The sequence below is a fragment of the Variovorax sp. P4_B11 genome, assembly GCF_056402355.1.
Map to the genome: position 1 here is coordinate 160,242 of NZ_JBFUHO010000006.1, position 14,512 is coordinate 174,753.

General features: G+C 69.1%; 9 protein-coding genes. All 9 read right to left on the bottom strand.

Going from position 1 to position 14,512, the window contains the following annotated elements; genetic code table 11:
• Nucleotides 1–468: 468 nt before the first annotated feature.
• The gene (gene uvrA, locus AC1DYD_RS08950) at nt 469–6,267 is read right to left on the bottom strand and encodes an excinuclease ABC subunit UvrA (RefSeq protein ID WP_478172387.1); all 5,799 of its coding nucleotides are present in this window, start codon (nt 6,265–6,267) and stop codon (nt 469–471) included.
• Nucleotides 6,268–6,508: 241 nt separating this feature from the next.
• Nucleotides 6,509–8,200, bottom strand: coding sequence for an MFS transporter (locus AC1DYD_RS08955; protein ID WP_478172388.1), 1,692 nt, complete (start codon nt 8,198–8,200; stop codon nt 6,509–6,511).
• Between the two features lie 143 nt (nt 8,201–8,343).
• Nucleotides 8,344–8,985, bottom strand: a complete 642-nt coding sequence (locus AC1DYD_RS08960) for a 2-hydroxychromene-2-carboxylate isomerase (protein WP_478172389.1) — start codon at nt 8,983–8,985, stop codon at nt 8,344–8,346.
• The gene (locus AC1DYD_RS08965) at nt 8,982–9,239 is read right to left on the bottom strand and encodes a DUF1289 domain-containing protein (protein WP_478172390.1); all 258 of its coding nucleotides are present in this window, start codon (nt 9,237–9,239) and stop codon (nt 8,982–8,984) included. The genes AC1DYD_RS08960 and AC1DYD_RS08965 overlap by 4 nt, the downstream gene beginning before the upstream one ends.
• The gene (locus AC1DYD_RS08970; RefSeq protein ID WP_478172391.1) at nt 9,236–9,724 is read right to left on the bottom strand and encodes a YbaK/EbsC family protein; all 489 of its coding nucleotides are present in this window, start codon (nt 9,722–9,724) and stop codon (nt 9,236–9,238) included. Before AC1DYD_RS08970 ends, AC1DYD_RS08965 begins: the two co-directional genes overlap by 4 nt.
• Before the next feature lie 240 nt (nt 9,725–9,964).
• Complete coding sequence (locus tag AC1DYD_RS08975) at nt 9,965–10,885, bottom strand: hydroxymethylglutaryl-CoA lyase (protein WP_478172392.1); 921 nt, start codon at nt 10,883–10,885, stop codon at nt 9,965–9,967.
• 172 nt (nt 10,886–11,057) lie between these two features.
• Nucleotides 11,058–12,227, bottom strand: coding sequence for an acyl-CoA dehydrogenase family protein (locus AC1DYD_RS08980; protein ID WP_478172393.1), 1,170 nt, complete (start codon nt 12,225–12,227; stop codon nt 11,058–11,060).
• Nucleotides 12,224–13,474, bottom strand: coding sequence for a CaiB/BaiF CoA transferase family protein (locus AC1DYD_RS08985; RefSeq protein WP_478172394.1), 1,251 nt, complete (start codon nt 13,472–13,474; stop codon nt 12,224–12,226). The genes AC1DYD_RS08980 and AC1DYD_RS08985 overlap by 4 nt, the downstream gene beginning before the upstream one ends.
• Nucleotides 13,471–14,475: a Bug family tripartite tricarboxylate transporter substrate binding protein gene (locus tag AC1DYD_RS08990; protein ID WP_478172395.1), complete on the bottom strand. Its 1,005-nt coding sequence runs from the start codon at nt 14,473–14,475 to the stop codon at nt 13,471–13,473. The genes AC1DYD_RS08985 and AC1DYD_RS08990 overlap by 4 nt, the downstream gene beginning before the upstream one ends.
• Nucleotides 14,476–14,512 lie beyond the last annotated feature (37 nt).

A 14,512-nucleotide genomic window follows, 5' to 3' on the forward strand; every position in this document is an offset into this window, starting at 1 on the left:
GGCGGCGGGCGGTATGCCCCGGGCCGGCCGACGTCACCGGCCCTTCGGGCTTCCCTGCGCTGCTCGCGGTACGCGGGGTCTCGCTCAAACTCGCTCCGCTGCGCTCCACTCAAACAGTCGCGAGCCCTGATCCGCGTACCGCTGCGCTGCTCGGCGGTGCCTCAACGGCCGGCCCGGGGCATACCGCCCACCGCCGTGGACAGGTTGGGGTTGCATTGCGACGCTGGAAGCGCAGGGGGCTGCTCGCACACCCCGAAGCCCGGCATGCGGTGCGGGACGGGCGATCCCCTCTGCACCGCTGAGGAGCGCAGCTTCAGGCGGATCAAGGGCCGCGCGTGTTTGAGCGCAGCGAGTTTGCGCGGACCCCGCCTGAAGCGAGCACCGCAAGGCAGCCCGAAGGGCCGGCGCAGTGGGGTCGACCGGCCCGTACCGCGTGCCGGGCGCCCCCGAACGAACAAGCCGACGCAATCACGCTTCGCGCCGCTTCGGCTCCGACTTCGCTTCGCGCACCGGCAGCGTCAGCACCTCATGCCGTTCCCGCGAACGCGCCAGCACCGACGCCAGCGCCACGCCCGTGTGCGTCCCCAGCTTCACCACCTCTTCAGGCGGCGCCGCCGCGACCACACGCCCACCGCCGTTGCCGCCTTCCGGCCCCAGGTCGATCAGCCAGTCGGCCTCGGCGATGACGTCGAGGTCGTGCTCGATCACGACCACGCTGTGGCCGCCGTTGACCAGCCGGTGCAGCACGTGGATCAGCTTCTCGACGTCGGCCATGTGCAGGCCGACGGTCGGCTCATCGAGCACGTACAGCGTGTGCGGCGCCTTGTTGCCGCGCCGCGTGACGTCGTCGCGCACCTTGCTGAGCTCGGTCACCAGCTTGATGCGCTGCGCCTCGCCGCCCGACAGCGTCGGCGAGGGCTGGCCCAGCGTCAGGTAGCCGAGCCCGACGTCCTTCAGCAGCTGCAGCGGATGGCTGATATTGGGCATCGAGGCGAAGAACGCCACCGCCTCGTCGACTTCCATCTGCAGCACGTCGCCGATGCTCTTGCCGCGCCAGCTGACGGCCAGCGTCTCGGGATTGAAGCGCGCGCCGTGGCAGACCTCGCACGGCACCTTCACATCCGGCAGGAAGCTCATCTCGATGGTGCGCACGCCGGCGCCGTCGCAGCCCGGGCAGCGGCCCTCGCCGGTGTTGAAGCTGAAGCGCGCCGGGCCGTAGCCGCGCGCCTTGGCTTCGAGCGTGTCGGCGAAGAGCTTGCGGATCGTGTCCCAGAAACCGATGTAGGTCGCCGGGCAGCTGCGCGGCGTCTTGCCGATCGGCGTCTGGTCGACCTCGAGCACCCGGTCGATGGTCTCGTAGCCATCCACCGCGCTGCAACCCACCCACTTCGGATGCTTGCCCGCGGCATCGGCATCGCGGCCGGCCTTGGTCATGCGCTGCACCACCACCGCATACACGTTGGCCAGCAGCACGTCGCGCGCCAGGGTCGACTTGCCCGAGCCGCTGACGCCGGTGACCGCGACCAACCGGTGCAGCGGCAGCGAGACCGCGACATCCTTCAGGTTGTGCAGGTCGGCGCCGCGCACGCTGAGCCAATCGGGCGCGCCGGGCTCCGGCGCCGGCACGTTGCGCCGGGCCTGCAGCGGATGCCGGATCGCGTCGCGCAGGTAGCGGCCGGTCTGCGAATCGCTCGCGCCCTCGATGTCGGCGACGCTGCCCTCGGCGACCAGCCGGCCGCCGCGCTTGCCCGCGCTCGGACCGATGTCGATGATGTGGTCGGCGCGGCGGATCGTGTCCTCGTCATGCTCCACGACCACCAGCGTGTTGCCCTTGTCGCCGAGCTTGTGCAGTGCGTCGAGCAGGATCTGGTTGTCGCGCGCGTGCAGACCGATGGTCGGTTCGTCGAGCACGTAGCAGACGCCCTGCAGGTTGCTGCCGAGCTGGGCCGCGAGCCGAATCCGCTGCGCCTCGCCACCGCTCAGGGTCGGCGCGCCGCGGTCGAGCGTGAGGTAGCCCAGCCCGACCTCTTCGAGGAACTCGAGCCGGCTCTTGATCTCGGGCACCAGGTCGCGCGCGATCTCTGCCTGGCGGCCGCTCAGCACGACGTTCTCGAACCAGACGCGGATGTCGGTCACGCTCATGCGCGCCAGCTCGGTGATCCCGATGCCGCCGCCCTCGCCGAACAGCACGGCACGCGCGGTCGCATTGAGCCGCGTTCCTTCGCAGGTCGGGCACACGACCTCGCCCACGTCTTCCGCCTCGGGCTCGGCGAAGGTCTGTTCGCGGCCCTTCTGGTCGTCGGCCATCACCGAGTCGTCGTAGACCTTGCGCTGCTCCTTCGTGAGCTTGACGCCGGTGCCCACGCAATCGGGGCACCAGCCGTGCTTGCTGTTGTAGGAGAACAGGCGCGGATCGAGCTCGGCGTAGCTGGTGCTGCACACCGGGCAGGCGCGCAGGGTCGAGAACACGTGCGCGTGCCCGATGCCGACGGTCGGCGCGCCGGCCATCATCGCCGCGCGCAGGCCGGTCAGGTTGCTCAGCACGTGGACCACGCCCTTGCCGTGTTCGAGCGCGCGGGTCAGCGCCTGGCGCAGTTCGGTCTCCTGCGCCGGCAGCACGTCGAGGCTGGCCACCGGCAGCTCGATGCTGTGTTCCTTGAAGCGGTCGATGCGGGGGAAGCCGGTGGTCGGCAGGAACTCGCCATCGACCCGCAGATGGGTGAAGCCGCGTGGCCGCGCCCAGTCGGCCAGCTCGGTGTAGACGCCCTTGCGGTTGCTCACCAGCGGCGCCAGGAGGCCGATGTGCTGGCCCTTGAAGTTCTTCAGCAGCTGCGCGGCGATGCTGTCGGGCGTCTGCGGCTGCACCGCCGCGCCGTCGTGGATGCAGTGCTGGATGCCGAGCTTGACGTAGAGCAGCCGCAGGAAGTGCCAGACCTCGGTGGTGGTGCCGACGGTGCTCTTGCGGCCGCCGCGCGACAGGCGCTGCTCGATCGCGACGGTCGGCGGAATGCCGTAGACCGCGTCGACCTCGGGCCGGCCCGCAGGCTGCACGATGCTGCGCGCATAGGCGTTGAGCGATTCGAGGTAGCGCCGCTGCCCTTCGTTGAACAGGATGTCGAAGGCCAGCGTCGACTTGCCGGATCCGCTCACGCCGGTGACCACGCTGAACTTGCCGCGCGGGATGTCGACCGAGAGGTTCTTGAGGTTGTGCTCGCGCGCATTGACGATCTGGATCGCCTCGCGCCCCTGCTGCGGCTGCACCCGCGCCGCATAGCTGCGGGCGGCGCGCTCGGCCACCTTGTAGGCGCCCGGACCGACCGCCAGTTCGTAGTCGGCCAGCGCCGCGCCGGTCAGCGAGACCGGGTTCTCGCGCACCTGCTCGGGCGTGCCGATCGCAACCACCTGGCCGCCGCCCTCGCCGCCTTCGGGGCCGAGGTCGATGATCCAGTCGCTGGCCCGGATGACGTCGAGGTTGTGCTCGATCACGACCAGCGAGTGGCCGGCGTCGAGCAGCTTGCGCAGCGCCCGCATCAGGCGCGCGATGTCGTCGAAGTGCAGCCCGGTGGTCGGCTCGTCGAACAGGAACAGCGTGCCCTTGCGCGCCAGCGGCTGCTTGCTGGCACTGCCGCTCTTGGCGGCCTCGGCCAGGAAGCCCGCGAGCTTGAGGCGCTGCGCCTCGCCGCCCGAGAGCGTCGGCACCGGCTGGCCCAGCTTCACGTAGTCGAGACCGACGTCGACGATCGGCTGCAGCACGCGCAGCACCTCGCGGTCGTTGCCGAAGGCCGCGGCCGCCTCGGCCACCGTGAGGTCGAGCACGTCGGCGACGTTCAGGTTGCGCTCGGCACGCTCGATCGTCACCTCGAGGATCTCGGGCCGGTAGCGCTTGCCGTCGCAGTCCGGGCAGCGCAGGTAGACGTCCGACAGGAACTGCATCTCGACATGCTCGAAGCCCGAGCCGCCGCAGGTCGGGCAGCGGCCGTCGCCGCTGTTGAAGCTGAACTTCGAGGCCGTGTAGCCGCGCTGCCGCGACAGCGCCGCGGTGGCGAAGATCTCGCGGATGGCGTCCCAGGCGCCGACGTAGCTCGCGGGATTGGAGCGGGCCGTCTTGCCGATCGGCGACTGGTCGACGAAGACCACGTCGCTCAGGTGATCGGCGCCGAGCATGCGGTCATGCGCGCCCGGGCTTTCGGTCGCCTTGCCGAAGTGGCGCATCAGGGCGGGCGCCAGCACGTCCTGCACCAGGGTCGACTTGCCCGAACCGCTGACGCCGGTGATGCAGACCAGCCGCGACAGCGGCAGCTCGACCGTGATGTCCTGCAGGTTGTGCTCGCGCACGCCCTCGAGGATGAGCCGCGGCGTGTTGTCGCTCACCATGCGCCGGAAGCCCATGCCGATCTGCTTGCGCCCGCCCAGGTACTGGCCGGTCAGCGTGTCGGCGTCGCGCAGCGCGTCGGTGCTGCCATCGAACACGATCTGCCCGCCGCGCACGCCCGGCCCCGGGCCCATGTCGATCACGCGGTCGGCGGCCAGCATCACGGCCGGGTCGTGCTCCACCACCACCAGCGTGTTGCCGGCGTCGCGCAGGCGCAGCATCGCCTCGGTGATGCGGTTCATGTCGCGCGGATGCAGGCCGATGCTGGGCTCGTCGAGCACGAACAGCGTGTTGACCAGCGAGGTGCCGAGCGCGGTCGTGAGGTTGATGCGCTGCACCTCGCCGCCGCTCAGGGTGCGGCTCTGGCGGTCGAGCGTGAGGTAGCCGATGCCGACATCGTGCAGGTAGCGCAGGCGGGTGGTGATCTCATCGAACAGCAGCTTGAGCGCCTGCACGTCGCCTTCGCTCGCGGTGCTGCTGTTGCCATGGCTCTCGATGCCGTCGAAGAGGCGCCGCAATCGCTCGATCGGCAGCAGCATCAGCTCGTGCAGGCAGAGGCCCGGCAGCGCCTCCAACTGCTCGCGCGACCACTTCACGCCGACCGGCATGAAGCGCTTCTCCGGCGCCAGCACGGCGTCGGCGTCTTCCTTGCTGCCGATGCGCCACAGCAGGCTCTCGAGCTTGAGCCGCGCGCCCGCACAGGCCGGGCACGGCGTGTAGCTGCGGTACTTCGACAAGAGCACGCGGATGTGCATCTTGTAGGCCTTGCTCTCGAGGTAGGCGAAGAAGCGGCGCACGCCGTACCACTGCTGGTTCCACTTGCCCTTCCAGTTCGGCGAGCCCTCGATCACCCAGTGCTGCTGCTCCGGCGTGAGCTTGTTCCATGGCGTGTCGCGCGGAATGCCGGCAGCCTCGGCGTGGCGCATGAGGTCGTCCTGGGCTTCCTTCCAGGCCGGTGTCTGGATGGTCTTGATCGCGCCGGCGCGCAGGGTGAGCTTCTCGTTCGGGATCACCAGGCCGAGGTCGACGCCGATCACGCGGCCGAAGCCGCGGCAGGTCTCGCAGGCGCCGACCGCGGAATTGAACGAGAACATCGACGGGATCGGGTCGGCGTAGCGGATGTCGCTTTCGGGGCAATGCAGTCCCGTGGAGAACTTCCATATCTCGGGCTCGGCGCCCTCCTGCGCAGGCAACGCATACACCGTCAGCCGTCCGCTGCCGCGCTTCAGCGCCACCTCGATCGCCTCGACCACGCGCGCGCGCTCGGCGTTGGCCATGCGGAAGCGGTCGGCGACCACATCGAGCACCTTGCGCGGGCCAGTCGGCGTCGCCACTTCGCGCTCGGCCTGCACCCGCGTGAAGCCGCTGGCAGACAACCACTGCGTCACCTCTTCGGTCGTGGTGCTGGCCGGCAGCTCGACCGGGAAAGTCAGCACCACGCGCGGATCGCCGGCCGCGGCGGCGCGTGCCAGCAGTTCGGCATAGATCGAATCGGGCGAGTCGTGCCGCACCGGCAAGGCGGTCTCGCGGTCGAACAGCTGCGCCGCGCGCGCGAACAGCAGCTTCAGGTGGTCGTTGAGCTCGGTCATCGTGCCGACGGTCGAGCGCGACGAGCGCACCGGGTTGGTCTGGTCGATGGCGATCGCGGGCGGCACGCCCTCGACCTTGTCGACCGCCGGCTTGTCCATGCGGTCGAGGAACTGGCGCGCGTAGGCCGAGAAGGTCTCGACGTAGCGCCGCTGGCCTTCGGCGTAGAGGGTGTCGAACACCAGGCTCGACTTGCCCGAGCCGCTCGGCCCGGTGACCACCGTCATCTCGCCGGTGCGGATGTCGAGGTCGAGATTCTGGAGGTTGTGCTGACGTGCACCGCGAATCCGGATGGAGCCCTGTGTCATGAATGCCTTGGGGGGTGGGGCAGACATTCTAGGAACACCGGCGGGGCCGGGGCGCCCAGCCCCGGATGGTCCACGCTGGCGCAGGGACTTCCGGCGCGGACGATCCACTTACATGCGGAAACAGGCCGGGCTGTTTCGCAGGATCGAGTCTCCTGCGCTGTTCAAGAAAAAGGCCTCGCGCCGGGTGGGCGGGAAGCCTCTTTGTTGAACCGAGGGCCGAGGCCCTCGAGCCTGCGAACGGTCAGTCGTTCGCGTAGATGTCCACGTCCTTGGTCTCGCGAACGAAGATCGTGCCGACCACCAGCGTCATCGCGGCGATGACGATCGGGTACCAGAGGCCGTTGTACATGTTGCCGGTGCTGGCCACGATCGCGAAGGCGGTGGTCGGCAGCAGACCGCCGAACCAGCCGTTGCCGATGTGGTACGGCAGGCTCATCGAGGTGTAGCGGATGCGGGTCGGGAACAGTTCGACCAGCATGGCGGCGATCGGGCCGTAGACCATCGTCACCAGCAGCACCAGCCAGAACAGCAGCACCACCGTCATGACCTTGTTGATCTTGGCCGGGTCGGCCTTGGTCGGATAGCCTGCGGTCTTCAGCTGCTCGGCGACGCTCTTCTTGAAGGCCGCGATCTCCTTGGTCGAGGCCTCGTCGAACTTGTGGCTGACCACGTTGCCCTGGGGCGCCGTGATCGCCAGCTCGCCGATCTTGACGACGGCGGGCGAGCCGGGTGGGCCGTCGGCGCGCTCGTAGCTCACCGAGTTCTGCACCAGGTAGCGTTTGGCGATGTCGCAGGAGCTGCTGAAGTCGATCTCGCGCGCCACAGGGTTGCCCTGGAACGAGCAGGAGCGCGGATCGGCGGTCACGACGACGCCGGCCGTGGCTTGGGCCCGGGCCAGGTCCGGGTTGGCGCTCTCGGTCAGCATCTTGAAGACCGGGAAGTAGGTCACCACGGCCAGCAGGCAGCCGGCCATGATGATCGGCTTGCGGCCGATCTTGTCGGACAGCGTGCCGAAGATGACGAAGAAGGGCGTGCCGAGCAACAGCGCGGCGGCAATCATCAGGTTGGCGGTGGTGGCGTCGACCTTGAGCTGCTGCGTCAGGAAGAACAGGGAGTAGAACTGGCCCGAATACCAGACCACGGCCTGGCCGGCGGTCAGGCCGATCAGCGCCAGGATCACGATCTTCAGGTTCTTCCATTCGCCGAAGGATTCGGACAGCGGGGCCTTCGAGGTCTTGCCCTCGGCCTTCATCCTCTGGAACGCGGGAGACTCCGACAGCGAGAGCCGGATCCACACCGACACCCCCAGCAGCAGGATCGACACCAGGAAGGGAACACGCCAGGCCCATTCGGCGAAGGCGGCCTCGCCCACGCCCTCACGCACGCCGAGGATGACCAGCAGGCTCAGGAACAGGCCGAGCGTGGCGGTGGTCTGGATCCACGAGGTGTAGGCGCCGCGCTTGCCGTGCGGCGAATGCTCGGCCACGTAGGTGGCGGCCCCGCCGTACTCGCCGCCGAGCGCAAGGCCCTGCAGCATGCGCAGCGCGATCAGGATGACGGGCGCCGCGACACCGATGGTCGCGTAGCTCGGCAGCAGGCCGACGATGAAGGTCGACAGGCCCATGATCAGGATCGTGACCAGGAAGGTGTACTTGCGGCCGATCATGTCGCCAAGCCGGCCGAACACGATGGCGCCGAAGGGACGCACCAGGAAGCCGGCGGCGAAGGCCAGCAGCGCGAAGATGAAGGCCGCGCCGGCATCGAGGCCGCTGAAGAACTGGCGCGCAATCACGGGCGCGAGCGAGCCGTAGAGGTAGAAGTCGTACCACTCGAACACGGTCCCGAGCGACGAGGCGAAGATGACCTTCTTCTCTTCCTGGCTCATGGGCCGGGGAACGCGCGACGCTCCCCCTGAATCTAGTACTGCTGCCATGTCGTCTCCTGTTGAAATTGCGCCCACGGCGTGGGACGTGACGCATTCTTGGAGCGGCGACTGACCCGAGGCTGTCGCGAAACTGAACGGCGGCTGACGGTTTAAGGTGCAACCCGCAGCTTGCGTTTCAGATTGCAGGAAAACTAGGGATTGCCGCGGCGCAGCGAAGGCCGCTGGTCGGCGCCGGCCCAGTCCGGCCCGTCGAACCAGGCCTCGCCATCGAGGTACGCACGCAGCATCGCCAGGCCGTCGAAGCCCCAGAACAGGCGGCCGTCGACCTCGAAGGCCGGGACCCCGAACACGCCCCGCGCGATGGCGTCGTCCGTGTTGGCCTTGAGCTGCGCCTTGACCGCCTCGCCGCCGGCCTCCCGCTGCGGCCGCAGCGATGCCGCGAGCGTCGCCAGGCGCGCTGCGTCGCCGGGCTCGCCGCCCGTGCACCAGACATCGCGGAAGACAGTCTCGGCCACATGGCGATTGATGTCGCCATCGGCGCTGGTCGCCAGCGCCAGCCGCAGGTGCGGCAGGGGGTTGTAGGGGTGCGTCGCGGGCATCCGGATCGGGATGCCGTGCGCCTGGCCGAGCCACAGCACGTGGCGGTAGGTCCAGCTGCGCTTGGCCGGGATTTCGGCCGGGCCGAGCTGGCCGTGGTGCTTCAGCAGCGCGCCGAGCAGCACCGGCCGGTAGGCCACGCTGTAGCTCAGGCCCTCGAGCGTCTGCGGCAGCTGCTCGAAGGCCAGGTAGGCGTAGGGCGAGATGAAGTCGAGATGGAAGGTGATGTGTTTCATGGCGCGTCTCCGGCCGCGGGGCCGAAGCCGGCTTCGGCGCGCAGTTCGATGGCGCGCCAGACGCTGCGCTTGCCGGCGTCGTCCATGCGGCTCCAGGCGGCGATCTCGGCGAGGGTGCGCAGGCAGCCTTCGCAGAAGCCCGTGGCCGGGTCCATGCGGCAGATCGAGATGCAGGGCGACGGCAGGTCGCGGGCCAGGGCGCGTGCGGCCTCGGCGCGCTCCGGCAGGGTCGACAGCGTGGCGGCGATGCTCACACCACGTCCGCGACCGGTGCGCCGGTCAGGCCCTCGAGGTCTTGCGGGTGCAGGCGCACGACCGCATGCGGATGGCCGGCCGCTGCCCAGATCTCCTCGAAGCGAAACAGCTCGCGGTCGATCAGGATCACCGGTGCCGTGGCGTGCGCGAAGGGCGAAACGCCGCCGATCGAAAAGCCGGTGCGGGACTTGACGAAGTCGGCATCGGCGCGACCCAGCTTGCCGACCAGGGCCTCGACCTTCTTCTCGTCCACGCGCTTGTCGCCCGAGGTCACGACCAGCACGGCCGCATCGTCGGACTTGCGCCGGAAGACGATGCTCTTGGCGATCTGCGCCACCTCGATACCCAGCGCATCGGCCGCCTGCTGGGCGGTGCGCGCGGCGTCGTCGAGCATCTGCGGCGCGTGGGGATGGCCCCTGTCCTGCAGCAGGCGGGCGACGCGCTGCACGCCCTCGGGCAGTGAAGTCAACTCGGCACCGCACACATCAGTGCCCGCCCGGCCGCCCGAAGGGCACTGAGCACCCCCTCGGGGGGCAGCGATACGCGAAGCGATGAGCGTGGGGGCTTTTCATCGTAGTTGCTCCACTGCGGCTGGCGCGACCCGCGACGCATGAAACCGGCGCAGTCCGACACCAGGGATACCGCGGAACCGGCTTTGCCGGGCCGCCGGTATCGCCCCCCTTGAGGGGGGAGGCGCCGCAGGCGCTTCGGGGGGTGTTTCATTTCAGGCGGTCCTCTTGTTGCGGATCGCCTTCGAGGCCCGCGAGTTCGGCTCGCGCCCGAGCGCCTCGCTGATGTAGACGCCGGCGTCGATCAGCAGGTCGAGGTCGATCCCGGTCTCGATGCCCATGCCGTGCAGCATGTAGACCACGTCCTCGGTCGCGACATTGCCGGTCGCTCCCTTGGCATAGGGGCAGCCGCCGAGGCCGGCCGACGAAGTGTCGTATTGCCAGACGCCCATCTCCAGGCTGGCGAGCGTGTTGCCCAGCGCCTGGCCGTAGGTGTCGTGGTAGTGGCCCGAGATGTCGTCGATGCCGAAGTGCTTGAGCGTAGCCTCGATGGCGCGCTGCACCTTCAGCGGCGTGCCGACGCCGATGGTATCGGCCACGCCGACATGCTGCACGCCGATCTCCTTCATGAGGCCGGCCAGCATGTCGACGCGCGACGGCGCGATCTCGCCTTCGTAGGGACAGCCCACGGCGCACGACATCGCGGCGCGCACGTAGATGCCGTGTTCGCGTGCCGCCGCCACCACCGGCCGGAAACGCTCGATGCTCTCGGCGATCGAGCAGTTGATGTTGCGCTGGCTGAAGGCCTCGCTGGCGGCGCCGAAGACCACGATCTCGTCGGGCCATTCTTCGCGCGGCGCGGCAATCGCGGCCTCGAAGCCCTTCATGTTCGGCGTCAGAACCGAATAGCGCACGCCGGGCTTGCGCCGGATGCCGTGCATGACTTCGGCGTTGTCGGCCATCTGCGGCACCCACTTGGGCGAAACGAAGCTGGTGACCTCGATCTCCTTCAGGCCGGCATCCTGCAGGCGGTGCACGAGGCCGATCTTGATCTCGGCCGACACCGGTTGCTTCTCGTTCTGGAGGCCGTCGCGCGGGCCGACGTCGACGATCTTGACTTTGGGAGGGAGGTTCATGGGACGCTCGTGGTCGAAGAGGAAGGTGCAGACGCCATTTTCTACTGCATCTGATCGGTTGAGGATGGGGCAGGAATTGCTGGCAATCTTTCTGATCGGTTGAGGACAGAGCAAAAATTGCTGCGCAATTTCTTGGTCTGTCCCGCAATGTCTCAAGAAGTCCCGCAATGTCTCAGTAAGACTTAGGCAGGCCCAAGGCCTTCTCCGCAATGAAGTTGAGGATCATCTGCGGGCTGACCGGCGCGATGCGCGGGATGTAGCTCTCGCGCAGCAGGCGCTCGACATGGTATTCCTTCGCGTAGCCCATGCCGCCGAGCGTGAGGATCGCGTTCTGGCAGGCGTCGTGCGCGGCCTCGGCCGCCAGGTACTTGGCCGTGTTGGCTTCGATGCCGCAGGGCGCGCCGGCGTCGTACAGCGCCGCCGCCTTGAAGACCATCAGGTCGGCCGCCTCCAGGTTGGCCCAGGCGCGCGCCAGCGGATGGGCCACGCCCTGGTTCTGCCCGATCGGCCGGCCGAATACCACGCGCTCCCTGGCGTACTGCGCCGCGATGCGCAGCGCCGCGCGGCCGAGGCCGACGGCTTCGGCCGCGATCAGGATGCGTTCGGGGTTCAGGCCGTGCAGGATGTACTCGAAGCCCCTGCCCTCCTCGCCGATGCGGTCGGCCTCGGGCACTTCGAGCCCGTCGATGAACAGCATGTTGGAATCGACCGCGGCGCGGCCGAGCTTGTGGATCTCGCGCACCTCGACGCGGCTGCGATCGAGCGCCGTGTAGAACAGGGTCAGGCCCTGGGTCGGCTTCTTCGCCTCCTCGAGCGGCGTGGTGCGCGCCAGGATCAGCATGCGGTCGGCGACCTGCGCGGTCGAGATCCAGATCTTGCGGCCGTGCAGCAGGTAGCCGCCGCCGGCCTGGCGCAGCGCCTGGGTCTTGAGCCGCGTGGTGTCGAGCCCGGCGTCGGGTTCGGTGACCGCGAAGCAGGCCTTCTGCTGGCCCGCGATCAGCGGCGGCAGGAAGCGCTGGCGCTGATCCTCGCTGCCGAACACCACCACCGGATTGAGGCCGAAGATGTTCATGTGGATGGCCGACGCGCCCGACATCCCGGCACCCGAGGCGCTGATGGCGCGCATCATCAGCGCCGCCTCGGTGATGCCGAGCCCGGCGCCGCCCTGCGCCTCGGGCATCGCGATGCCGAGCCAGCCGCTGGCGGCCACGGCGCGGTGGAATTCATGCGGGAAGGTGGCGCTGTCGTCGTGCGCGCGCCAGTAGTCGGCGGGAAAGTTTTCGCACAGCCGCTCGATGGCGGCCACCAGCGCGCGCTGGTCGTCGTTGAGGGAGAAGTTCATGGGGGTGATTCGGAGGGAGGGGGAGCGGGTTGCAGCGTCGTGCCATTGGCCAGCAGGGCTTCGATCTCGTGCTCGCCATAGCCGGCTTCGCGCAGCAGCTCAACGCTGTGCTCGCCGATGCGCGGCGCCGGCCGGCGCAGCGCGGCCGGCGTCTCGCCGTAGCGCCCGATCGGCGCCGGCGTGCGGATCCGGCCTTCGCTCGGATGGTCGATGTCGCGGAAGAAGCCGACCGCGCGCAGATGCGGATCGTCGAGCAGGCTTTGCGTCGTGTGCAGGCGCGCGACCGGAATGTCGGCCGCTTCGAGCGCGGCCAGCCATTGATCGGAGGTGCGCGTCGCCATCACTTCGGCCACGAAGGCGTAGACCTCGGCGATGTGGGCCGCGCGCGCCGTGTGGTTGCCGAACATCGGCGAATCGCGCAGCGCGGGCCGGCCGATGACGTCGAAGAAGGCCTGCCAGTGCTTGTCGTTGTAGATCAGCACGCTGAGATGGCCATCGGCCGTGGCGTAGGGCTTGCGGTGCGCGGCCAGCAGGCGCGCATAGCCCGTGGGCCCGATCGGCGGCTCGAAGCTGTGGCCGCCGAGGTGGTCGCCCATCACGAACTGCGCCAGCGCCTCGAACATCGGCACCTCGACGGCCTGGCCCCGGCCGCTGCGCTGCGCGTGCAGCACGGCCGCGAGCAAGGCGATGGCGGCCTGCAGGCCCACCGCACGATCGGCCAGCGTGACCGGCGCGTAGCGCGGCGCACCGCCGCTCTGCTGCGCGAACAGCGAGGCGATGCCGGCCGCGCCCTGGATCAGGTCGTCGTAGGCCGGCTTGCCGGCATAGGGGCCGTCCTCGCCATAGCCGACGCAGCCGACGTAGACGATCTTCGGGTTGGCCTCGGCGACAGCCGGATAGTCGAGCCCGAGCCGCGCCATGGCCTGCGGCCGCGTGTTGTAGATCAGCGCATCGCAGCCGGCTGCCAGCCGCAGGCAGGCCTCGCGGCCTTCGGGCCGTTTCAGGTCCAGCACCAGCGAGCGCTTGTTGCGGTTCAGGTGCAGCGCCATCGCGCCCATGCCGGCATGTCGCATCGGGCCGACCGCGCGCAGGTTGTCGCCGGCCGGCGGCTCGAGCTTGATCACGTCGGCGCCGAGGTCGCCGAGGATCTGCGTCGCGTAGGGGCCCATCACCACCGCCGTGAGGTCGAGAATGCGGATGCCCTGCAAGGGACCACCCGCCCCTGCGGCTGCCGTCGAGTCCTTCATTCGGCCTGGATGCCCGCGGCCTGGATCAGCTTCTTCCACTTGCCGAGTTCGGACACCGTGAAGCTGCCGAGCTCCTCGGGCGTGCTGCCGAAGGCGTCGAAGCCGAGCTTGGCGACCCGCTCGCGAAAGACCGCGCTGTCGGCCATGCCGGCCAGGGCCTGGTTGAGCTTCGTGACGATCTCCTTCGGCATGCCGGCCGGTCCATAGACACCGTTCCAGGAGGTGATGTCGAAGCCCTTGAGCGCGGGTGTGTCGGCCAGCGGAGGCAGCTCGGGAAACAGCTTGGTGCGCTCCTGCGTGGTGACCGCGATGGCGCGCATGCGGCCGGCGTTGACGGTCGCGAGGCCGGCCGCGAGGTCGACCACCATCATCGACACCTGGCCGCCGATCAGGTCGGCGATGGCCGGCGGCGTGCTCTTGTAGGGCACGTGCAGCATCGGGATGCCGCTCATGCGCGACAGCGTGGCGCCGCTCACGATGCCGGTGCTGTTGCCGCTGGCATAGCTGAGCTTGCCCGGATTCGCGCGGCCCCAGGCCAGCAGCTCATCGACGTTCTTCACCGGCAGGTCGTTGTTGACCACCAGCATGAAAGGCAGGTTGCCCATGCGGCTGACCGGCGTGAAGTCCTTGACCGGGTCATAGGGCAGCCGCTTGAACAGGCTCGGGTTGGCCGAGTGCGTGGTGTTGGTGGTCATGAACAGCGTGTAGCCGTCGGGCGCCGCCTTGGCCACCGCCTCGGCCGCGATCACGCCGTTGGCGCCGGCCTTGTTGTCGACGATCACCGAGCCCTTGAGCGCCTCGCCGAGCATCTGCGCCGTGATGCGCGCCACCGCGTCGGTGCCGCTGCCGGCGGCGAACGGCACCACCAGCCGGATCGGCTGCTTCGGGTAGGCGCCGTCCTGCGCCAGCGCCCAGGGCATGGCGCCGCCGAGGCCCAGGCCGGCCCCGAGGGCGATGAAACGGCGGCGGGTGCCGGCGGATGGCCTGTCGATCTTCTGCATGCGAGTCTCCTGTCTGTTGGTTTGACGTGGCGCGGCG

What these genes read in the sequence shown, in the direction of transcription:
- AC1DYD_RS08990 (WP_478172395.1), bottom strand. Translation starts at nt 14,475, where the DNA reads ATGCAGAAGATCGACAGGCCATCCGCCGGCACCCGCCGCCGTTTCATC.
- AC1DYD_RS08975 (WP_478172392.1), bottom strand. Translation starts at nt 10,885, where the DNA reads ATGAACCTCCCTCCCAAAGTCAAGATCGTCGACGTCGGCCCGCGCGAC.
- AC1DYD_RS08985 (WP_478172394.1), bottom strand. Translation starts at nt 13,474, where the DNA reads ATGAAGGACTCGACGGCAGCCGCAGGGGCGGGTGGTCCCTTGCAGGGC.
- AC1DYD_RS08955 (WP_478172388.1), bottom strand. Translation starts at nt 8,200, where the DNA reads ATGGCAGCAGTACTAGATTCAGGGGGAGCGTCGCGCGTTCCCCGGCCC.
- AC1DYD_RS08980 (WP_478172393.1), bottom strand. Translation starts at nt 12,227, where the DNA reads ATGAACTTCTCCCTCAACGACGACCAGCGCGCGCTGGTGGCCGCCATC.
- AC1DYD_RS08960 (WP_478172389.1), bottom strand. Translation starts at nt 8,985, where the DNA reads ATGAAACACATCACCTTCCATCTCGACTTCATCTCGCCCTACGCCTAC.
- uvrA (WP_478172387.1), bottom strand. Translation starts at nt 6,267, where the DNA reads ATGACACAGGGCTCCATCCGGATTCGCGGTGCACGTCAGCACAACCTC.